Annotated in this window: 19 protein-coding genes and 1 tRNA gene; 5 read left to right on the forward strand and 15 right to left on the reverse strand. The window is 36.1% G+C overall.

What is annotated here, in order from left to right; genetic code table 11:
- Positions 1-2 precede the first annotated feature (2 nt).
- From zwf to mutY, 6 genes are all read right to left on the reverse strand, one after another.
- Complete coding sequence (gene zwf, locus ACUNWD_RS14165; RefSeq protein ID WP_445588481.1) at positions 3-1,517, reverse strand: glucose-6-phosphate dehydrogenase; 1,515 nt, start codon at positions 1,515-1,517, stop codon at positions 3-5.
- A gap of 62 nt (positions 1,518-1,579) precedes the next feature.
- Positions 1,580-2,209, reverse strand: a complete 630-nt coding sequence (locus tag ACUNWD_RS14170; protein WP_445588482.1) for a 4'-phosphopantetheinyl transferase family protein — start codon at positions 2,207-2,209, stop codon at positions 1,580-1,582.
- Positions 2,209-2,778, reverse strand: coding sequence for a gliding motility lipoprotein GldD (gene gldD / locus ACUNWD_RS14175; RefSeq protein WP_445588483.1), 570 nt, complete (start codon positions 2,776-2,778; stop codon positions 2,209-2,211). Before gldD ends, ACUNWD_RS14170 begins: the two co-directional genes overlap by 1 nt.
- 21 nt (positions 2,779-2,799) lie before the next feature.
- On the reverse strand, positions 2,800-4,119 hold the full coding sequence (gene gldE / locus ACUNWD_RS14180; protein ID WP_445588484.1) for a gliding motility-associated protein GldE: 1,320 nt from the start codon (positions 4,117-4,119) through the stop codon (positions 2,800-2,802).
- A gap of 20 nt (positions 4,120-4,139) precedes the next feature.
- Entirely contained in the window at positions 4,140-4,580 is a 441-nt protein-coding gene (locus tag ACUNWD_RS14185; RefSeq protein ID WP_445588485.1) for a single-stranded DNA-binding protein, read from the reverse strand.
- 116 nt (positions 4,581-4,696) lie between these two features.
- Entirely contained in the window at positions 4,697-5,770 is a 1,074-nt protein-coding gene (gene mutY, locus ACUNWD_RS14190; protein ID WP_445588486.1) for an A/G-specific adenine glycosylase, read from the reverse strand.
- Positions 5,771-5,900: 130 nt separating this feature from the next.
- Here mutY and ACUNWD_RS14195 point away from each other — a divergent pair, with 130 nt between their 5' ends.
- From ACUNWD_RS14195 to ACUNWD_RS14205, 3 genes are all read left to right on the forward strand, one after another.
- Complete coding sequence (locus tag ACUNWD_RS14195) at positions 5,901-6,188, forward strand: HU family DNA-binding protein (protein WP_445588487.1); 288 nt, start codon at positions 5,901-5,903, stop codon at positions 6,186-6,188.
- A gap of 226 nt (positions 6,189-6,414) precedes the next feature.
- Positions 6,415-7,968, forward strand: coding sequence for an Rne/Rng family ribonuclease (locus ACUNWD_RS14200; protein WP_445588488.1), 1,554 nt, complete (start codon positions 6,415-6,417; stop codon positions 7,966-7,968).
- Between the two features lie 206 nt (positions 7,969-8,174).
- Positions 8,175-10,169: a cytochrome c biogenesis protein CcdA gene (locus tag ACUNWD_RS14205; protein ID WP_445588489.1), complete on the forward strand. Its 1,995-nt coding sequence runs from the start codon at positions 8,175-8,177 to the stop codon at positions 10,167-10,169.
- Positions 10,170-10,183: 14 nt separating this feature from the next.
- Here the strand turns inward: ACUNWD_RS14205 and ACUNWD_RS14210 are convergent, their stop codons facing one another.
- The 4 genes from ACUNWD_RS14210 to ACUNWD_RS14225 form a co-directional block, all read right to left on the reverse strand.
- A complete protein-coding gene (locus tag ACUNWD_RS14210; RefSeq protein WP_445588490.1) occupies positions 10,184-10,768 on the reverse strand; it encodes a methyltransferase family protein in 585 nt (194 codons plus the stop codon).
- Positions 10,765-12,138 carry an SO_0444 family Cu/Zn efflux transporter gene (locus ACUNWD_RS14215; RefSeq protein ID WP_445588491.1) on the reverse strand — a complete coding sequence of 458 codons (1,374 nt, stop codon included), beginning with the start codon at positions 12,136-12,138 and terminating at the stop codon, positions 10,765-10,767. Before ACUNWD_RS14215 ends, ACUNWD_RS14210 begins: the two co-directional genes overlap by 4 nt.
- A 149-nt stretch (positions 12,139-12,287) precedes the next feature.
- Positions 12,288-13,691, reverse strand: coding sequence for an NfeD family protein (locus ACUNWD_RS14220; protein WP_445588492.1), 1,404 nt, complete (start codon positions 13,689-13,691; stop codon positions 12,288-12,290).
- Positions 13,692-13,821: 130 nt separating this feature from the next.
- Positions 13,822-14,289 carry a lipocalin family protein gene (locus ACUNWD_RS14225; protein ID WP_445588493.1) on the reverse strand — a complete coding sequence of 156 codons (468 nt, stop codon included), beginning with the start codon at positions 14,287-14,289 and terminating at the stop codon, positions 13,822-13,824.
- Positions 14,290-14,565: 276 nt separating this feature from the next.
- Between ACUNWD_RS14225 and purB the strand changes: the two genes are divergently transcribed.
- Entirely contained in the window at positions 14,566-15,915 is a 1,350-nt protein-coding gene (purB, locus tag ACUNWD_RS14230; protein ID WP_445588494.1) for an adenylosuccinate lyase, read from the forward strand.
- Positions 15,916-15,940: 25 nt separating this feature from the next.
- Positions 15,941-17,761 (forward strand): ABC transporter ATP-binding protein, encoded by a 1,821-nt coding sequence (locus ACUNWD_RS14235; protein WP_445588495.1) that lies wholly within the window; start codon positions 15,941-15,943, stop codon positions 17,759-17,761.
- A 3-nt stretch (positions 17,762-17,764) separates the two neighbouring features.
- Here the strand turns inward: ACUNWD_RS14235 and ACUNWD_RS14240 are convergent, their stop codons facing one another.
- The 5 genes from ACUNWD_RS14240 to ACUNWD_RS14260 all read right to left on the reverse strand — a co-directional run bounded on the left by ACUNWD_RS14240 (position 17,765) and on the right by ACUNWD_RS14260 (position 21,710).
- The gene (locus ACUNWD_RS14240; protein WP_445588496.1) at positions 17,765-18,904 is read right to left on the reverse strand and encodes a hypothetical protein; all 1,140 of its coding nucleotides are present in this window, start codon (positions 18,902-18,904) and stop codon (positions 17,765-17,767) included.
- Between the two features lie 3 nt (positions 18,905-18,907).
- A complete protein-coding gene (locus ACUNWD_RS14245) occupies positions 18,908-20,194 on the reverse strand; it encodes a glycosyltransferase (protein ID WP_445588497.1) in 1,287 nt (428 codons plus the stop codon).
- Between the two features lie 167 nt (positions 20,195-20,361).
- Entirely contained in the window at positions 20,362-20,559 is a 198-nt protein-coding gene (locus ACUNWD_RS14250; RefSeq protein ID WP_445588498.1) for a hypothetical protein, read from the reverse strand.
- A 283-nt stretch (positions 20,560-20,842) separates the two neighbouring features.
- A complete protein-coding gene (locus ACUNWD_RS14255; RefSeq protein ID WP_445588499.1) occupies positions 20,843-21,568 on the reverse strand; it encodes a (Fe-S)-binding protein in 726 nt (241 codons plus the stop codon).
- A 69-nt stretch (positions 21,569-21,637) separates the two neighbouring features.
- A tRNA-Trp gene (locus ACUNWD_RS14260) sits at positions 21,638-21,710 on the reverse strand.
- Between the last annotated feature and the right edge of the window lie 316 nt (positions 21,711-22,026).

The following is a 22,026-nucleotide window of genomic DNA, read 5'->3' on the forward strand; positions in this document are numbered from 1 at the left end:
ACTTATAATTCGCAATAGTTGCCATCGTCCGAAAGATTTTTACAAGGATATCTCCAGCTACTACCATCAACTAAATTATCGGCGACATCAGGCCCCCATGATCCAGCCGGATAACCGTAGACCGGAATATCTGGCCGTTCTTTCCATGCATCTAAAATTGGTTGAACGTATTCCCATGCTTTTTCAACCGCATCACCACGTGCATACAGCGTGGCATCACCTTGCATACAATCGAGTAACAATCGTTCATAAGCTGAAGGTAAATGCACGTCTGCCAGATCATCGTAATGAAAATCCATATTAACAGTTTGCACATTAAATCCTGCGCCTGGAACTTTCATTCCAAATTTTAGGAGAATCCCTTCGTCGGGTTGAATTCGGATGACTAATTGGTTGTTGGTGTGACGATAAGCCGGATTTTCGCCAAATAAATGCATCGGTGGTTTTTTAAAGTGAATGACTACTTCTGTCACTCGGGTTGGTAATTTTTTACCAGTCCGAATGTAAAACGGAACTCCACTCCAGCGCCAATTATCAATGTGAAACTTCATCGCAAGAAATGTTTCTGTCCGACTTTCCGGATTAACACCTTTTTCTTGACGATATCCCTTTACCAATTCACCTTTTATGTGTGATTCAATGTATTGTCCCCTGATAACATGATTTTCAACTTCATCCTTTTTAATTGGACGCAATGATTGAAAAACTTTTAAAACTTCATTTCGAATTGCATCTGCTTCAACAACAACAGGAGGCTCCATTGCCACCATTCCAACCAATTGCATTAGGTGATTTTGTACCATGTCACGCATGGCTCCGGAATTCTCATAATATCCTCCACGACCTTCTACTCCGAGACTTTCTGCAGAAGTAATCTCAACATGATGAATAAAATTGTGGTTCCAGATAGGTTCAAAAATCCCATTAGAAAAGCGGGTTACGAGCATGTTTTGTACGCTTTCTTTCCCCAAATAGTGGTCTATACGATATATTTGATCCTCGTTAAAATAATTAAGTAGGTTTTTATTCAGTGCCTTTGCAGATTCCAGATTAATTCCGAAAGGCTTTTCAACGATCAATCTGCGAAAATCATCATCTGTTTTATTTAAATCTACTCCTGCCAGGTTTTCAGGAATAATTTCATAAAGTGACGGTGGTGTGGAAAGGTAAAAAATATAATTCTCAGGGATGTTGTTTGCCTTAGAAATGGAAGCCAGTCTATCTTTAAGAATGGGGTATTCATAAACATCTGAGGTGCTTAATGATTGATAAAACAATTTATCAAGGAACTGATTGATGAGGCTGGACTTATCTTCTTCCTGAGGAAGAAAATCAGTCATTCGAGTCCTGAATTCGGCGTCTGATAATTCAGTTCTGCTCACTCCTAATACTGCAAATTGCTCAGGAAGTAACTTTTGTCGATATAATTCGAATAAAGCCGGAACCAGTTTTCTTTTGGTTAAATCTCCTGATGCACCAAAAATTACCAATATATGTGGGTCAGTATTTTTTTTCATTTGATATTTTTATCAAGATAAAACAAGTTTACAATGTTTATGTTTTCTTTTTTCGGATCAGATTAGTTCTGATTTAGGTCATCAATCAGATAAGTGACCAGTTGATTATCAATTTCAAAGAAATGAAGTTGATATTTTTTTATTGTGTTTTCCAAAAAAAGTTTTGCACTTACAGTCTTATTTGTAGGTCTTTCCATGGAAATTTGTTTTGCAAAATGTATGCCTGCGATTCCCGCAACTTTGAATACTGCCTCTTTGGCACACCAGAATAAGGCATGACCATTTTGTATCTCAGTAGTCAGCTCTTTTTCTTGGGGGCTGAGATATTTATTTTCAACTCTGATAAAATCGCGGTTAAGATTTTCAATATCAAGTCCAACCTTAAATGATTTATGAACTAATATTCCTGCAATTTCTCCGGAATGGCTAATACTTATGTAATTGTAATCTGGATGTGTTATCGTAGGTTGTCTTTTCTCGTTGTAAGCAATTCCAATTATGGAGCAATCAATGTGTTTCAGTAACATGCGAACTGCCAGCCATTCCTTTTTTCTTTTTAGGTTTTTTATTTTTTCAAAGTCGTGGATATCTGCAATTTTGCCAACCTGTCTGAAAAGATCGTCAACATCTTCACTGATTTGCCAAAGCAAGAGCAACCCATCGTTAATTTCTATTTCTCTTAAAAGTGGCATTAATTATTCCAGCGAGTGGTTTCGATTAAATGGATAATGTCCGGTCTAAGAAAATTGATTACCGGACGAATAGAGTCAATGTTAGGTATTTCATTGATATAAAGTGCGCCTCGTAAAAAATGATTGACGCTATCAGTTAAATAAAATTGGATTGGGGATGCTGCATTTCCGTCAATGAAATAAATGGTGCCAAATACTTTATCTATTGGATTAACAAATACCTGTTCGTCAATTGCATCTGCTTTAATGCTGTGTTGATAAGCAAGTGATCTGGATTCTTCAGTATAAGTTGATAGGTTACTATCAACTTTTTTATAACTGATATGAATTTCTGCGTTATTCGATGGAATCATTATATTTCTCCAGTACATTTCTGACCCTGGTTCATCATCATTGACTAATGTGCTGTAGACTGGAATATTAAATTGATAAGGTAGTTTTTCATTTATTGATTGGTATTTCTTCTCAGGAAATTCAATTCGAAAATATCCCCTTGGTTTTGGAATGTATTCTTTTTGACATGCCGCAATGAGAAAAGCGATTACTAAAACAGGGACTATTTTTTTCATGCTTGATTTCTTCTCCTAAAACTAATTGATCTCAACCTTTATTTTTTTGATACGGCGATTATCGACCGCCTCAATAGAGAAAACGAAATTTTCACAATTTATTTTCTCATGGATGGCAGGAATTTCTCCTTTCAATTCTAGAATTAAACCAGCAAGAGTATCCGCATCCCCTTTAAAATCGTCAAAAACATGGTCATCTACCCCCGTAATTTTATAAAAATCATGTAAGAGTATTTTGCCGTCAAACAGAAATTTATTTTCTGCTATTTTGGTGAAATAGTTTTCGTCCTCGTCAAATTCATCAACAATTTCTCCAACAATTTCCTCCAAAATATCTTCCAAGGTTACAATACCTGAACTGCCTCCATACTCGTCGACAACGATCGCCATGTGTACCTTGTTTTTCTGAAATTCTTCCAGTAAATCATCAATTTTTTTGGTTTCAGGCACATAAAACGGAGGGCGAATAATTGTTTGCCATTTAAATTTTTCGGTTTTATGCAAGTGGGGTAATAAATCTTTTATATAAAGAATTCCACGTATGTTGTCAAATGATTCAGAGTAAACAGGTATTCTTGAATATCCCGAATCATTTATTGTATTAATGACCTTGTTGAAGGAGTCTTTCAATTCAAGAGCAACTACATCGACTCTTGATCTCATGATTTCAACGACATTTTTATTACCAAATTTTACAATACCTTCCAGTATTTCTTTATCTTCTGAAATCTCATGGTCAGATGTAAGTTCAAGAGCTTGAGATAATTCATCAACTGAAATGTTCTGAGATTGTTTTTGAATTCTTTTATTGACAAAGGATGTCGAATAGATTAGAATTGAGTTTACCGGTCTGAATATGTGTTCCAGAACGTTCAAAGGCATTGCCATTTGGCGTGCAAACTTCAACGAGTGTCTGGTTGCGTAAACCTTTGGGACAATCTCTCCAAAAAGTAAAAGTAAAAATGTAATAATAACTACCTTGAAAATAAATCCAAGGGTGGGGGACGTGCTAAAATCAATTAGCATGTTGGTAGTGTAAGCTGATAATATTACGATTCCAACATTTACGAAATTATTGGCCACTAAGATAGTGGCCAATAATTTTTCGGGGTGGCTCAAATTATGTAGTACCTGATGACTTTTTTTGTCCTTGTTATTTCTCAAACTATCACGGTCGTTCGGACTAAGTGAGAAAAATGCTACTTCAGAGCCAGAGATGAGTGCTGAAGTAATCAGCAATAGAATAATAAGAAGTAAACTGAATAATACAGTTGTTGAGACAGGATAAAATTGTATGTCCCAACTGATCGATAATAAACTCGGTAAAGGATCTGTTTCCAATTAATTTAACTTTTTAATTACTAAAATGGAAGATCATCTTCTTCCGATTGCTCATAATCAGGTTCATTTACACTTTTTGTGGGTTCATTTTGAGCAGCAGCTTGCTGATTTGATGAATCACCACCGGATTGAGATTTTCCACCTAGCATTTCCATATTATCTACGTAAATTTCAGTGGTGTAGCGTTTGTTGCCATCTTTGTCATCCCATGAGCGAGTTCTGATTTTACCTTCCAGATAAAGCTTGTCGCCTTTGGTGACATATTTTTCAACAACTTCCGCGAGTCCCCGCCAAACAACTATGTTGTGCCACTCTGTTGTGGTAACTTTTTCTCCGTTTTTTGCTGTGTAGCTTTCAGAGGTGGCTAGGGGGAAATTTGCTACGGCAACTCCTTTGTCAAGATGTCTGACTTCAGGATCACGACCAACGTTACCGATTAATAAAACTTTGTTTACTGACATAATTGTTACTTTTTAAAATTAAACAATAATAAATTTACAACATTTCTCCCTTGCTAACCGATAGTTCAGCTAACTTTTTGATGAATACCCCCTAATTAGTGATTGAAAGTAGTGTATTATAAATGAATGGACAAAAACCAGTTATTATTGTTAAGTTCCCTTTCAATCAATTTTGGAACTGCGAATTTAAAAATATCTTTTTTATTCACCTTAATCAAATCTACTGTAAACTTTTTTTCTTCGTTAATCCGTAAAGTCAGGAAGCGGTAATGTATTCGTTGATGGCTGAGAATATGTTTGTTCCAATTTGAAATGTGTTCAATCAGTACGGAATTATTCCCTAGTAATTTCTCTAAATCTGGAATCAGGATGTCTAAATCTACTTGTTCATCTGTTTCAATAAGCGGAAATTCAAATAAATTTTTCCAAATTCCGTCTTCACTTCTTTTATTTAAAAAGGTGAAATCGTCATATTTAATAATGATGTAATTAAAATAGCGGTCAACAACTTTTGTTTTTCCTTTCTTGACGGGCAAATTTTTGATGCTTTTATTATTATATGCATGACAGGTTTCAATGAATGGACATTCCTCGCATTTTGGATTCTGTGGTTTGCAATGCAAAGCTCCAAATTCCATAATTGCTTGATTGTAATTTCCGGCTTGTCTCTCGTCTAAAAGGGTTGTTGCTAATTCTTGAAATGTCTTTTTTCCTAATGATGTATTAATTGGATCATAAATCCCGAATATTCGGGATAAAACACGATACACATTGCCATCCACAACAGCGTGGGGAAGATTAAATGCGATGGATGCGATTGCGGCTGCTGTGTATTCACCAACACCCTTTAATGATAAAAGTTCTTTATATGATTTCGGGAAATTACCCGAAAACTCTTTGCAAATGCGCTTTGCAGCAGTATGCATATTTCTGGCTCGACTGTAATATCCAAGTCCTTGCCATAATTTTAAAATGTCATCTTCGGGTGCATTTGCAAATTTAAACACGTCGGGATACCTTTCTGTAAATCGTAAATAATATGAAAGACCTTGTTCAATTCGTGTTTGTTGAAGGATGATTTCTGATAGCCAAATGTAGTAAGGGTCAGAGGTTTGTCGCCATGGGAGTTCCCTTTTGTTAATAGTGTACCATTGAATCATTTTTCTTGCAAAATCACTGTTTTTTCCCATAACTGCTTTAAAATCTTAATGAATTGTAAAAATAATTCATTTCAGGTGTTTATAGTTTTTAAATAATTTTTATTTTTGCACACCGATTCGTTAGAATTTATAATTTATTGAAAACTAAATATTTTAAGAGATGACTAAAGCAGATATTGTTAACGAAATTAGCAAGAACACAGGGATCGAAAAAGTTACTGTTCAGAAAACTGTTGAAGCTTTCATGGAAACAGTGAAAGATTCATTAACTGAAGGAAAAAATGTATATTTACGTGGATTTGGAAGTTTTATCGTGAAAAAAAGAGCTGAGAAGACTGCACGTAATATTTCAAAAAATACAACAATCATTATTCCTGAGCACTTTATTCCTGCTTTCAAACCAGCTAAGACTTTCGTTGCACAGGTAAAAGATCAAATTAAAAAATAATATTATGCCAAGCGGAAAGAAAAGAAAAAGACATAAGATGGCTACGCACAAGCGTAAGAAAAGATTACGTAAAAACCGTCATAAGAAGAAGAAGTAGTCTATTAGTCTTTTATAGCATTAGCTATTAAAGAAAATATTGGTTAAACCTAAAGTGCTTTTGCGCTTTAGGTTTAATCTATTTTATGAATCATTTAAAACTAAAGCAAATTAAAATTAAAATCACGTTGTGAGTAGCGATCTAATTATTGACGTCTCTCCCTCAGAAGTTGTTATTGCCTTATTGGAAAATAAACGCTTAGTTGAACTTACCAGGGAAAAAAGCGGAGCAAAATTTGCTGTTGGTGATATTTATTTAGCCAGAGTAAAAAAAATAATGCCGAGCTTGAATGCTGCTTTCATCGACGTTGGATTTGAAAAAGATGCATTTTTGCATTACCTCGACATGGGACCGCAATTTTCGACTTTGAATAAGTTTATGAAAATTGCCAGTTCAAAGAAAAACCGCATATCTTCAGTGTCAAAAATCCACTCCGAATCAGACATTGATAAAGAAGGAAAGATTACCGATGTTTTAAAAGCTGGTCAGAATATTTTGGTGCAAATCGCCAAAGAACCCATCTCTACCAAAGGACCAAGATTAACATCTGAGCTTTCAGTTGCGGGAAGAAATTTAGTGTTGATGCCGTTTAGTGAAAAGATTAGTGTTTCACAAAAAATTAGTTCTACCGAAGAAAAGAATAGGCTGAAGAAACTAATTCAGAGCATCAAACCAAAGAAATACGGAGTTATTGTCCGGACGGTAGCCGAAGGAAAAAGGGTTGCCGAACTTGACCAGGAATTGAAAAAGCTGGTCGGCAAATTTGAAACAATTTTCCAAAAATTAAAGAAATCAACTGTCGCCCCTGCTTTGATTCTTGGAGAGATGGACAGAACTTCCGCTTTGTTGAGAGATATTTATAATCCGAATTTTAACAGTATTATCGTAAATGATCCTACTGTTGCCGATGAAATTTCAGAGTACCTTGGTACGATCGCTCCCGAAAAGAAAAAGATTGTAAAAAATTACAAGGGTGGACAACCCATTTTTGAACATTTTGGGATAGAAAAACAAATTAAAGCGTCATTTGGCAAAACAGTCTCATTTAAAAACGGTGCCTATCTGATCATCGAACATACCGAAGCGTTTCACGTAATTGATGTGAACAGCGGGAACCGGTCAAAAGCTGGTGTTGATCAGGAAACAAATGCACTTGAAGTGAATTTGGCTGCTGCCGAAGAGATAGCAAGACAACTGAGGTTAAGAGACATGGGAGGTATCATTGTAATCGATTTTATCGATATGCATGCTGCCGAGAACCGACAGAAGGTTTATGAACGCATGAAAGAGGCGATGGGTGTTGATCGCACCAAGCATAACATACTTCCATTGAGTAAGTTCTGTTTGATGCAGATAACCCGCCAAAGGGTAAGACCTGAAGAGCATGTTGATACGGCAGAGGTTTGCCCGTCATGCAAAGGCACCGGAAAGGTTACGCCGACTATTCTCTTTACCGATGAACTTAGCAGTAAGGTCAATTATATATTTAAAGACCTGAATAAGAAAAGTTTGACATTAAAAGTTCATCCGTATACTGCCGCTTACCTTACTAAAGGAATTAATTCTATAAAAAGGAAGTGGGCTTTTAAGTATATGAAACGTATACAGATTGAAAGTGCTAACTCGTTCAGTTTTTTAGAGTATCACTTTTTTGATGAAAATCTGGAAGAAATTATTTTATAAAAAGGTCCCGGACGTTTGTTCGGGATTTTTTTTGTTTAGAATTATTAACATTTGTTCGGTTCCTTTTCAATCGATCGAAATATGTTGATATTTAAATATTTGAAAGCTTTCCTCTCTTTTGTTCAATAGTATTCCTGTTCTATTATCATTTTTTGGACAATCAAAACATACTTATCTTTGTTATATTCGTCAAAAAATCAATGATAATGAGAAAGAATATTTTGTTTGCCTTATTAATTCTATTTTCAGTTCAAGTTTATTCCCAAATTTTAGAGCCGGTAAAGTGGACTTTTGATTTCAATCAAGATGGGGGAAAGGCGGTTTTGCAATTTCATGCAACAATCGAAGAAGGATGGCATTTATATGATACGAGTTTGCCTGATGGAGGCCCGATTCCAACATCAATTAACTATTCGGACACTACTCAGTTTGAGTTCATTGGCGAACTAAAAAAAGAGCCCCAACCTACCGAAGAATTTGATAAAACCTTTCAGCTTGATTTAAGATTTTTTAGTCATGAAGCCACTTTCTCGCAGGAAGTGAAACTAAAAACAGATCAACCAATTGAAATAGATGGATTCGTTGAATTTATGTGTTGTAACGATGAAACCTGTTTGCCGCCTACTGAAGCTGATTTTTCTTTTAAGCTGAATAGTGGGAAAACGAGTTCTGTCGAATCGATAAATACTGTGGAGCCCAAACTGATGACAGATAAAGGGAAAGAGGGTTCAATGGATACTTTATGGTTGTTCCTTTTTTTCTCGTTTTTGGCAGGGCTGGCAGCAATTCTAACTCCATGTGTGTTCCCAATGATTCCGATGACGGTTTCATTTTTTATGCATAGTGGGGAGTCAAAGTTAAAATCCCGTTTGCATGCTGCATTTTATGGTTTTTCGATCATTGCAATTTATACGATCGTTGGTACTTTGGTTGCCGTATTATTTGGACCAGATGCTGCTAACTGGTTAAGTACTCATTGGCTTCCAAATACTTTGTTCTTTATTATTTTCGTTGTTTTTGCTTTCTCATTTTTTGGGATGTTCGAGATTGTTTTGCCCAGTTGGTTGGTCAATAAATCGGATAAGCAGGTTGATAAAGGTGGTTTTTTGGGATCATTTTTTATGGCTCTAACTTTAGTGTTGGTGTCTTTTTCCTGCACTGGCCCAATTGTTGGCGCTATTTTGGTTGAGTCTGCGGGTGGTCAGGTGTTGAAGCCAATTATCGGTATGTTTGGCTTTTCGCTGGCATTTGCCCTTCCTTTTACCTTATTTGCATTGTTTCCCGGGTGGTTGAGTAATTTGCCAAAATCTGGAGGATGGCTAAATTCCGTAAAGGTTGTTTTAGGATTTTTGGAACTTGCTTTAGGTCTAAAATTCCTGAGTATTGCCGATCAAACTTATCATTGGGGAATTTTGGATCGTGAAGTTTACCTTGCCCTGTGGATTGTTATATTCATCTTATTAGGATTTTATTTATTGGGGAAACTGAAATTCTCGCATGACAGTGATGTGAAATTTGTTTCAGTTCCACGTTTAATGCTTTCGATTTTGACTTTTGCATTTGTCGTGTACTTAATACCCGGTATGTTTGGTGCCCCACTGAAAGCTATTGCTGGTTATTTACCACCACAAACTACTCATGATTTTGATCTGCATAAGATTATTAGGGATGAGGTTAAGTTAGTGAGTTCAACAGGTGGAACGATTGGCTTTTATGAAGAAAATACTCAATGTGAAGAACCAAAGTTTTCCGAATTTTTGCATTTGCCTCATGGGTTGGAAGGCTACTTTGATTATGAACAAGGACTTGCATGTGCAAAAGCGTTGAATAAACCAATCTTTATTGATTTTACTGGACACGGTTGTGTTAATTGTCGGGAGATGGAAGCTAATGTCTGGTCTGACCCACGAGTGCTGGAGCGTTTGAAAAATGATTTTGTGATTATTGCACTCTACGTGGATGATAAGACAAAGTTGCCTGAAAGTGAATGGATCACTTCTTCATACGATGGTAAATTAAAGAAAACATTGGGAAAGAAATATGCTGATTTTCAAATTACCCGATTTGGAGTAAATGCTCAACCGTATTATGTCTTGCTCGATAACAACGGTGAATTACTGGTTGAACCCAAAGCTTACGATTTAAATCCAGATAATTTTGTTGACTTTTTGGATGAGGGTAAAAAGCAGTTTGAAAGATAAAAGTATACTTTATATTAAAGATATCTGGCAGTCGATTTCTTGTAAGTAAGATATTCGGAACGAAAGGTATTCTCAAGAAAATTCTCTTCTTTTAGAATAATGAAATGATGCGTGATCGAGATGAATAACATCATGCCCAGTAATAGCACGCTAGGAATAAGCAGAAAACAGGCTACATGGAAGAAGAAAAAGCTCGTGTACATTGGATTTCTGGAAATACGATAAACTCCACTTGTGTTTAGTGCATGATCAGAAGCAGGCAGGCCTACGCGAGTAAAGATACTAAGCGACACATAGGCGGGAACAAGTAAAAGGTTGGCTCCTAGTAAGAAAATAAGACTCAATAGCTTTTGTACATCAATGATTTCATTCTGAATAAGAAAAGGAAAGTGAAACATTGCTTGTGGATTTATGCTTACCCAAAATATGAGACAAATAATGACGCCAATACCAAATTTAGAGGTAAAGAAGGGGATTGGGTGTATTGTTGGTCGCCCAATGGCTCCCTGCCCGTTTCTCATTAGTTGGTAAGCTAACAGGAAGGTGGCAACAATGGGCAGTCCGCTTAGGGTAATTAGAGCTATTTGAATCAAGTTCATGAAGCCTCTCCTTTGTAGTGATATCCAATCTCAGTGATTACTTTTTCGATCTTTTTTAGATCAAGGTTTGTACCTTTTATTTTTACTTCAGCGGTGTTTTTATCAGCATAAACCTCTTCAATTCCATTAAGATTCGATAAATTTTTGGTAACACTAGCCTCACAATGAGAACAGGTCATGCCTTCAACTTTCAATGTTTTTAAATTCGCAGTGATTGGTTCAATTTTCTTAGATTTCTCAAAACGTTCATAAAAGTATCCGAGAATTAGCGAACCGATCAATAAAATGGAAGATGCTATTTGTAGCCATTTGGGTAGCATTTCATGTTCTCCATTTCCATGAATATGAACAATCTGGTTCATGATCAGGTCGGTTGGAATTAGCCAATTGGTGAGCAAACCAAAAATAACGGCTCCTCCAATAATTGTTCCCAGGTACACAAACAAAGATTTGCGCCCCATAGTATTTCCAATAACCGACATAGTCGCCACGTTTGTAGCAGGTCCCGCCATTAAGAAAACAAGAGCTGCTCCAGGTGAAACTCCTTTTAATAAAAGAACAGCAGCAATTGGAATTGAACCAGTGGCACAAATATAAATTGGCACAGAGGCTGCCAGAATAACTAAAATCTCAAGGATTCCCCAACCTTTAAATGAACTGAAAAAGTCATCGGGTAGCAAAACTGAAATTAGTGCTGCAATTAAAAAGCCAATGATTAACCATTTGGCAATATCTTGCAGAAGTTCTATAAAAGCATAATGTGTAGCTTTTACAAAAGCATTTCCTTCAGGCTCTTTTTTGTCATGGCATCCGCAGGAATCATCGTCACAGGTGTTCTCGTTTTGATTTTTAGGAGCTGAGGTTAAAATGCTTCCATTGTTTTGGCCAACAGCAGCCATGTCAACAGCAAATCCGGTGAATGCTGGTTGCGCTTTTTGCTTTTTGATTGGTTTGTCTTTAACCAGCCAGTTGGTTAAAATACCTCCAAGGATGCCTGTTACAAATGCAACGATTGGTCGTAATACTGCAAAAGGCCAACCAAGCATGGAATAGGTCGCAAATATGGAATCCACTCCTGTTTGTGGTGTTGAGATAAGAAACGAATTTGTTGCTCCTTTAGATGCTCCATTGCGAAAAAATGAAATACCGGTTGGAATCACTCCACACGAGCATAAAGGCATTGGTATCCCCAGTAAAGATGCATTAACTGCAGATTTTGTGGTGGATTTCCCCATGTATTTCTGCACTTTGTCTTGTGGAAAAAATACTTTTAATAATCCAGCGAAGATTAACCCCAGAATTAACCAGGGAGCCATCTCATTGAGAAGGTATATCAACTCGTTCCAATAACTAACAATAAAATCTTTCATCACTTTCCCTTTATCTTATAAAATGAAATTTCCACCAAAAAGTTTAGTGGAAACGAATACAAATATACAGTTATTTGAATAAATTGATTTGATGCGTTTGGAATTAGTGAGCGAGTGACTCTGAATTACCCACTCACCAGTCCTAATATTTATGGTTTTTCTACATATACCTGAGCAGCCTCAGCTTTCACAACTTTCACAGGATCTCCTTTGTCTATCATTCCCAGTTCAGCAACTGCATCATAAATTTTTCCTTCAATTTTTACTTTTCCTGAAGGACGAAGAACAGTGTAAGCAATTCCTTCTTTACCCACTAAATTTTTTGAGCTGGTATCTACTCCAACAAATCCTTCTTCAATTTTTTGTACGGAATGAAGTGATAAATTTTTAAATGCACCCGATTCAGCAGTGAAAATGTATTTGCTGACAATGAGGCTCATTGTGAATCCACCAAAAAGGGCAACAATAACAGTCATTAAGGCAGTCATGATCCGATCCGGATGCACTCCTTCAAAATCGAAGTTGATGTTATTGAGGAGACTTAAAAACAATCCGGTGAAACTAAGAGTTATACCTAAAATACCTGCCACCCCAAAGCCTGGCAGAACAAATATTTCAACAGCAATAAGAATTAAACCGACAAGGAATAAAAGGATTTCCCAATTGGCGGCCAGTCCTTCAAGATACAGGGGAGCGAAATACGCAAATGCAGCTATGATTGCTATTATAAGTGGAAAACCAATTCCCGGAGTTTGCATTTCGAAATAAATTCCACCTAAAATTGCCATGATAAGAATCCCCGAAACAAATGGATTGACTAAAAAGCCAATAATTTTCTCAAGTCCAGTTGGTTTATATTCGGTTATTTCATAATCTTTTATTCCAATTTGTTCCAAAACCTCAGGCACATCTTCTGCAATTCCTTCACAGAAACCATATTTTACAGCCTCAGAAGGAGTGAAGGTTAATACTTTTCCAGTATCAATTATCCCTGGAATATAAACACTTTCATCAACCATGGCTTCAGCAATTTTGGGATCTCGAAACCATTTGAAAGTAGTATCCTGTGCAGTAATTATGGTGTCTCCGCCATGTGATTCAGCAGTTGCCCGCATAATGGAACGCATGTATGATTGGTATTTATCTGGCATTTTCTGCCCTGTTTGATTCACAACAGTTGCGGCCCCAATTGAACCGCCTTTTCGCATAAATATACTGTCGCAGGCAATCGAAATCAGCGCACCCGCACTTGCAGCATTATTGTCGATAAATACATATACCGGAATTTTACTATTGATAATCTTGGTTCGAATAGAATCTGCATCCAAAACAGTTCCGCCATAGGTATTCATGTGGATCAATAGCAAATCAGCATTCAGGCTGTCTGCTTCCGCAAATGCCTGATTGGTTTGTCTCCAGATTGCTGGGGCAATATTTTCCTTAATATTTAGCTTGTAAACTAATTTTTTTGTAGATGTGGTATCTGCATTTTGGGCAAATCCAACAGAGAGTGACACAAGAAATATAAGGATGGCTAAAAATACTGACTTCATAGTTTTTGTTTTGATTGCTCTTTTCAAAGTTAAGTAATTTTGGTGGTTACAAAGGTTTGCGATATTTAAAAAATAAAAGTTTTGAAACAGTTATGGCGTACGATTATAGGCATGGTTCGACGAACATTCGTCAATCTTTCAATTTTTGAGGAACTTTAAATAGTTTACTGGTATCATAACCTCTGGTATTTGCTTCTTCAACTAACATATTATATGTTGAATCTTTCATTTGAGGTGTCCTACTTAATATCCATAAATAATCAGGCGTCGAACTTCCAATTAAGGCGTATTGATAATTTTCATCCAATTCGAGTACATTATATTCAGCATAGAAAAAAAGAAAAAAGGAGACTTTTAGTTTTCCAGGTTCAATCTTATCTGGAATCTTGGCTTTTCCTTTTGCTTGCTTGTATTCGCCATCAAGTGTGTTTTTGTAGCCGGCATTGATTACGTCAATCTTCCCGTCTTCTCGCAATTTATAGGTAGCAGTGACTCCAACTAAATCTTTTTCAAACGAATGCTGGAAGCGGGCAATTTCATACCAGGTACCCATGTATTTTTCAAGATTGAGATTAGAAACAGTTGTTTTGTCGAGCATATTGCTGTTTGTTTTGCAAGATAGAAGAAAGATAAATGATAGTATTACAATAAATAACTTTTTCATCACTTTTTATGCTTAAACTGAAAAATACAGTTGAAAATAACTCTATACAAGATAAGGAATTTAGAGGTTCCAATTTGATTTGTTATTCATTGTTTTTGTTATCGTTAAAAAGTTAAGGTGAAGACACGATTAAGAGTTCACTTGAGGATTACAACCACTAAGCTATGTTTACAAAAAATGCTAACTTTGTGCCTTCGAAAAAATTAAAACATGGAACTGAATTTATTGACTGCTATTACCCCGATTGATGGTCGGTACCGATCAAAAGTAGAGAACCTTCAAAACTATTTCTCCGAATATGCTTTGATAAAATACAGGTTGTTGGTTGAGGTTGAATATTTTATTGCATTATGTGAGTTACCCCTGCCTCAATTATCTGATTTTGATAAAGGCCTGTTTGCAGACCTAAGAAAAGTGGTTGAGAACTTTTCGGTTGAAGATGCACAGCGAGTAAAGGACATTGAAAAAGTGACGAATCACGATGTTAAAGCTGTAGAATATTTTCTAAAAGAAGAGTTTGACAAGTTGGGTATTCAGGATTTCAAAGAGTTTATCCATTTTGGGTTGACTTCTCAGGATATTAACAATACTGCCGTTCCAAAGTCTATTCACGATGCGTTGGATAATGAATACTACCCTGCAATTAATGATTTAGTTGCTAATTTGGACGAGTTAGCAGATGAGTGGAAATGTATTCCAATGCTGGCAAAAACACATGGACAGCCTGCTTCTCCAACTAATTTGGGTAAAGAGATCAGGGTTTTTGCTGAGCGTCTAAAAATTCAGTTGGAGCAATTGAAAGCAATATCTTGTGATGCCAAATTTGGTGGTGCAACTGGTAATTTTAATGCGCATCACATTGCATATCCGGAAATCAGCTGGAAAGCTTTCGGAAATCATTTCCTTAAAAAGTATCTAGGGTTGGAACGTGCTCAGTACACCACCCAAATCGCAAACTACGACAACCATGCAGCGATTTTTGATGCGCTGAAAAGGATCAATACCATTATTCTGGATATGGATCGTGACTTGTGGACCTATATTTCCATGGATTATTTCAAACAAAAGATTAAAGCTGGAGAGGTTGGTTCATCGGCCATGCCGCATAAAGTAAATCCAATTGATTTTGAAAATTCAGAAGGTAACATTGGCATTGCAAATGCTTTATTAGAACACCTTTCTGTAAAATTGCCAGTTTCGCGTTTGCAGCGTGATTTAACTGATTCTACAGTTCTAAGGACTATTGGGATGCCTCTGGGACATACATTAATTGCAATTAGTTCAACAATGAGAGGGCTCGGAAAATTATTGCTTAACAAAGAAGCCATTGAAGCTGATTTGGAGAAAAACTGGGCGGTGGTTGCTGAAGCAATTCAAACAGTTTTGCGTCGCGAGGCTTATCCGAATCCATACGAGGCGTTGAGAAACCTGACTCGCACAAACAAAAAGATGAGTAGAGAAGTAATACATGAGTTTATTGATACGTTGGAGATAAGTGACCAATTAAAAGAGGACTTAAAAAAGATCACTCCTCAAAATTATACTGGGATTTTCAATTAATATCCTCTCTACATAAAATAATTGTATGAAAGACCTTTTTGGACTGCTTAAAAGATTTGTACCACCGTACAAAAAGTTTGTCTGGTTCAACGTTGTTTTTAATATTCTAGGAACAATTTTCAGTGCATTTTCATTTGCCTTGCTAAGTCCTGCTTTGACAATTTTATTTAAGCAGGAAGCAAGAGAATATGTTAAAATGGATTTTGAATATAGCCTTGACTACCTAACCAATAATGCAGGATATTATTTTTCACAAATAATCGAAAAATATGGGGAACAGAATGCATTAATTTACATCGGTCTTTTTATTGTTATTATGGTGATGCTAAAAGTTGGATTTTATTATCTGGCAAGCTTCACCATGGTTTTTGTCAGAAATGGTGTTGTAAGGGACATTCGTGCAAAAATCTACAAGAAGATATTGGAACTCCCAATTGGTTTTTTCTCAGAGGAGCGTAAAGGTGATATCATCGCGCGAATGACGGGTGATGTGCAGGAGGTGGAAAATTCTATAATGAATTCGTTGGAGATGTTCTTTAAGAATCCAATCATTATTGTTGTTTCAGTTGGTGCAATGGTTTATATGAGCTGGGAACTTACCATTTTTGTTTTTGTAATGTTCCCATTTGCTGGATATTTAATTGGGAAAGTTGGGAAGAACCTCAAGAAAACATCATTGAAGGGGCAGGATAAAATGGGCGATATCCTTTCAATTACTGAAGAAGACATTACTGGGTTACGGGTGATAAAAGCTTTCAATGCCGAAGAAAAATCATTCAATCGATTTGGGAAGGAAAACGAATCCTATTATCACATTATGAACCGATTGATGTGGCGTCGTTTTCTTGCTCATCCAATGAGCGAATTCCTTGGAACAATGGTTATTGTAATTGTTTTATGGTATGGAGGAACATTAATATTGAACAGTGAAGGTTCATTGACTCCTGAAGAGTTTATCGTATACCTTATTTTCTTTTATAATATTATTAATCCGGCAAAAGCATTTTCGACGGCTTTGTACAGCATTGAAAAAGGGTTGGCATCAATGGGGCGAATTGATAAAATTCTAACTGCTGAAAATTTGATTAAAGATAGATCGGGAGCAAAATCAGTTAACTCGTTTAATACAGAGATTGAATTTAGGGATGTTACTTTTCAATACGAAAAAGAGAAGGTGCTAAAAAATATCAACTTAAAAGTAGAGAAAGGCAGAACGATTGCATTGGTTGGTCAGTCCGGTTCGGGAAAAACAACCATGGTTGATTTGCTCCCACGCTTTTGGGATGTTTTCGAAGGGCAGATTTTAATTGATGGAGTAGACATCAGGGATATTAAAATTCATGATTTGAGGGACCTGATGGGGAATGTAAACCAGGAACCGATTCTTTTTAATGATACTTTCTATAACAATATTGCTTTTGGAGTTGATGAAGTAACCGAAGAACAAGTGGTTTCTGCTGCGAAGATTGCTAATGCGCATGATTTTATTGTAGCAAATGAAAAGGGTTACCAAACCAATATTGGTGACCGAGGCGATAAGCTTTCCGGAGGCCAGAAACAGCGTTTGTCAATCGCAAGGGCAATCCTGAAAAATCCACCAATTCTAATATTGGACGAGGCTACCTCAGCCTTGGATACTGAATCAGAAAAACTGGTCCAGGAAGCCTTGGAGAACCTTATGAAAAATCGCACGTCTTTGGTTATTGCACACCGGTTATCCACTATTAAAAATGCTGACTTGATCTGTGTGCTTCACAAAGGAAAAATTGTTGAGCAAGGTACTCATGAAGCGTTAATTGCACTAAAAGGTCGTTACAGTAAATTGCACCAAATGCAAATGTTTTAGTCGTTATAATGCTTTATCTAAACGATAAGTAAAATCCTCTAAAATGTTGGTATAGTTAATAAATGCCGTATACGGACTGGCAAAAGGATTGAAGTGTTTTGAGGCAAAATTATCATTAAAAAACCGGGAGTCCATATAGAATAAATGACTTGCATCCCTAATTAACTGCCAGTCTCTTAATAATGTGCCATCTTGTACGGATTTCATTTTAACCGCTAAATAGTAGAGATATTGACAAGTTTCTGTTTGGATCTCATTCATAGAAGATACTGTTTCATTCTCATTGAATGTGTCTCCCTGAATAACTTTCCATGAAGGTGAATTTATACATTCTGACGGGTGAAGGAAAGTGACTTCGGAATCAAAACGTCGTATAAAATTAAAGGTATTACGAAGTCTTTCAATAACTTGCTCTTGCACTAATCTATTTTGTTGATAATGAATATTTATACGCAAAAATTCCACGTTTTCTTTTGATCCATCTTCCGAGAGTTGAGAATCCAATTCATGCATTAAAAAATCAAGTGTTTCTTTTTTTCTTGTAATTTTTCTATCTGCAGTTTGATCGTTAAAGGTTGAATATTGGTGCTCGTATTTTTTTTGCCTGGTCCGGATGAGTTCTGATAATTTGTTTGGAAGGTGGAAAAGTAACGGGTTAATTCCAAACTCATTAATTTCACGCAGCACTCTTCTTGTTGCATTTTTCTTGGAAACCATATAGGCGGAAGAGACCTTCGGAAGATATTGGTTTAAAATGTTTTGTTGATAATTTAATTGAGAAATTAGTTCTACAGAATTTTGTTTATACAAACTTGGAGTTGAATACGGACTAACCAGAAATTCGATATTGCTGTTTGAAAGAAGCTTTTTAAATACTTGAAAAAAGTTTGCTGCATATTGATTCATTAAAAGGAATGAGGGGCCATTGATATTGAATGAAATTTTATGCTTGTTTTTCGTTGAGTCTGCCATTTTCTGACAAATTTCTAGTACAGGTAGTATTTGAGAAACAAGAAACTCCTTTGAAATAGCATGGTTTTTTTGTTCATCTAAATAGTCATGATTGGTCCCTATTTCAAGAAATCTGTATGTCCTGAATATAACGGGAAGGTTGATGCTACAATAAATACAAAGGTTTCTCATCACTTATGCAGACAAATGTTTATAAATATCGTGAATCTTAGCAGCTGAGTTTGACCATTTTATGTTATTAACTTCAGTTTTTCCTTTAACAGAAATCATTTTCTTGAGAGCGGGCCGTGTAAGTATTCCATAAATTGCATCTGCCATCGCCTCAGTATCCCAGAAATCAGTTTTGATAACATGTGTTACTAGTTCAGAAACACCTGATTGTTTTGATATAATGGTGGGGATATTGAGTTGCATTGCTTCCAATGGTGAAATCCCAAAAGGCTCTGATACAGAAGGCATGATGTAAATATCCGACTGTTTCAAAAGCTTGCAAACTTCATCTCCCTTTAAGAAGCCGGTGAAGTGAAAATGGTCAGCAATTCCAGCTTTGGCTACCTGAGAAATGATGTCGTGCATTAAATCCCCGGAACCAGCCATAACAAATCGGACAGATGTCATTTTTTTCAGAACCAATTTAGCTACTTCCACAAAAAATTCCGGGCCTTTTTGAAGTGTAATTCTACCCAGATAGGTTACCAATTTTTCATTGTTTGCTTTTTTAGTCAAGTGGTTTTGTGAATCTGTGAATGGTTCAACCCCATTGTGGACCGTATGAATTTTTGTGGGTGGAATGTGATAATGATTGATCACAATCTGCCTGGTGTGTTCACTTACAGTAATGATACAATCTGCTTCAGCCATTCCATTCTTTTCAATTTCAAATACTTTCGGATTTACTTTACCTCCACTTCTGTCAAAATCGGTGGCATGGACGTGCACAACCAGGGGCTTTTTAGTTTTTTTCTTGGCTGCAATCCCAGCAGGGAATGTCAACCAGTCATGAGCATGAATAACATCGTACTCAGACTGCTCAGCGATATATTCTGCAATTATGGAGAAATTATGAACCTCCGAAAAGAGATTTGCTCCATACTTGCCACTGAACCCAATACTTTTTCTTTTTGTATGGGTGGTGGATTTTCCAATTTCTTCGACAGATTTGATGACAGTTTCTTCGAATAATTCAGGATTGGCATAGGGGACCAAACCCGACTCAACATTGAGATAATGTTTTGGAAATTGAAGTTTTTCCTGATTGATTTTACTTTTGATTAAATCAATTTGATTTGCTCCCAATATTTTATTTTTAGATGTTAATTCGTTTCCATGTGCTTTCGGTACAACGAAAGTTATATCAACATCATCATATGAAGATAAACTTTTAGTAATTCCATAGCAGGCAGTTCCCAAACCACCCGAAATATTAGGAGGAAATTCCCATCCGAACATGAGGATCTTCATGTAGTTCGTATTTGAAAAAGCGATTAATTATTTAGCTATTTAATACCATTAAATTAATCGAAGTGACAACTTAATGTAACCCCAAAAGGTTGAACCGGAGTAATTTGGTTAGTTGCTTAGCGGAAGAGAATTGTTAAGTGGGGTTTTAGTAGAAAAGTTGAAATAATTTATCTCTCATCTTCAAGCTCATCCTCATTTTCATAAATTTCCCAATCTACTACATAGCCAAACCGATCCCCTTCACAATGTATTCCTTTTTGATTCATGCTGGGCTCGTAGACTGTTGTCTTTTTTGTCCTTAAATAATTAGGTTTGTGAACATGTGAGGGAATATGTATTCTTTTTTTTGAAGATACTAATGACATTAGACTAAAATTAAAATTCAAAATAAAACTATCCATCAAAATTGTCTATTTATATCTTTAGATATAACCATAAATGGCTAGACATATACAATAAGAAGTACTCAGAGAAATCGTATAAAACGATTGTCTGTTTATCAGTGCAATTGGATTAATTACTACGAAATAAAGAGTGAAATGTTGTGTGAAATTTGGCTCAAAATAGTTAATAATCTTTAATACAAAAGCCAAGTTTAGTTCTCTTGTACGAATAGTCTATTTTTCAGGGAAAAATGTTTTTCAGCAGTTAATTCCAGCCAGTGGTAAGAATATCTGCGATGTGAATCGGTTTTATTGGTAGATTATTTTTTTTGATGTATGCTTCAATGTTTAGTATGCACGAAGATTCTGTAGAAATAATGAATTCGGCACCTGTATTTAAAGCGTGTTCAACTTTTTGTTCGGTCATCGCAGATGAGATGGCTGTAAATTTTGCTGAGAATGTTCCACCAAAACCACAACAGGTTGAGGTCTCTTCCATTTCAACTAATTCCAGTCCTTTTACTTTAGAAAGTAATTCGCGTGGCTCTTTTTTAATCCCATATTCTCGTAAAGCCGTACACGCATCATGATAACAAACTTTATGAGGGAAAGTAGCTCCAAAATCGGTGAATTTTAATTTATTAACCAGAAAATCGGTTAGCTCAAAAAGCCTTTCTTTTAGTTTCAAATGAATTTCATAATCCAGATCTTCTTTGGTGAAAAGATCAGAATAATAATTTTTAATAAACCCGGTACAGGAGGCAGAGGGGCTTACTATTAATCGATCTCCAGGAAAATCCTGGACAAATTTATGGGCAAGACTTTTTGTTTCTTTCCAGTAACCACTATTATATGCTGGCTGTCCGCAGCATGTTTGTTCCGGATTGTAATGAGCTTTTACACCCGCTTTTTTCAGAAGCTTAATTACATTAAATGCCGTGTCAGGATATATTTGATCAATGAAACAGGGGATAAACAGATCGATTTCCATATTCAAAAAAGTTTGTCCGAATTTAAGAAAAGTCTTTAAAAGAAAAAACCCCGCTTTAAGCGAGGTTTGCACGGGAGGAGCGACTCGAACGCCCGACACCTGGTTTTGGAGACCAGTGCTCTACCAACTGAGCTACACCCGTATTTGAATGCGAGTGCAAATATAGTAATTCTTGAAAAACTACCTAGAAAAAAATAAACTGGGTGATAAAAAAAGTAGAATTATTCTGGTATGAATTTAGAATCTAGTCTGTTAATGTTTTACTTTTTAGAGAGGTTGATTCTATATTGTATTTGCATTTTTGGTGCTCATTCTGGATCCAACTAAAAAGAAGGAGAAACAGTAAACAAACGAGGCCGTCTCAAAACAAGTTTTTGGGACGTTTTTTTTTTCTTTCTCATTTGGTTTTTTCCTGGTTCTATTTTTAGTTTTCCATTTATTTGGACCTTAATCGTCTT

Source organism: Sunxiuqinia sp. A32 (genome assembly GCF_052690465.1).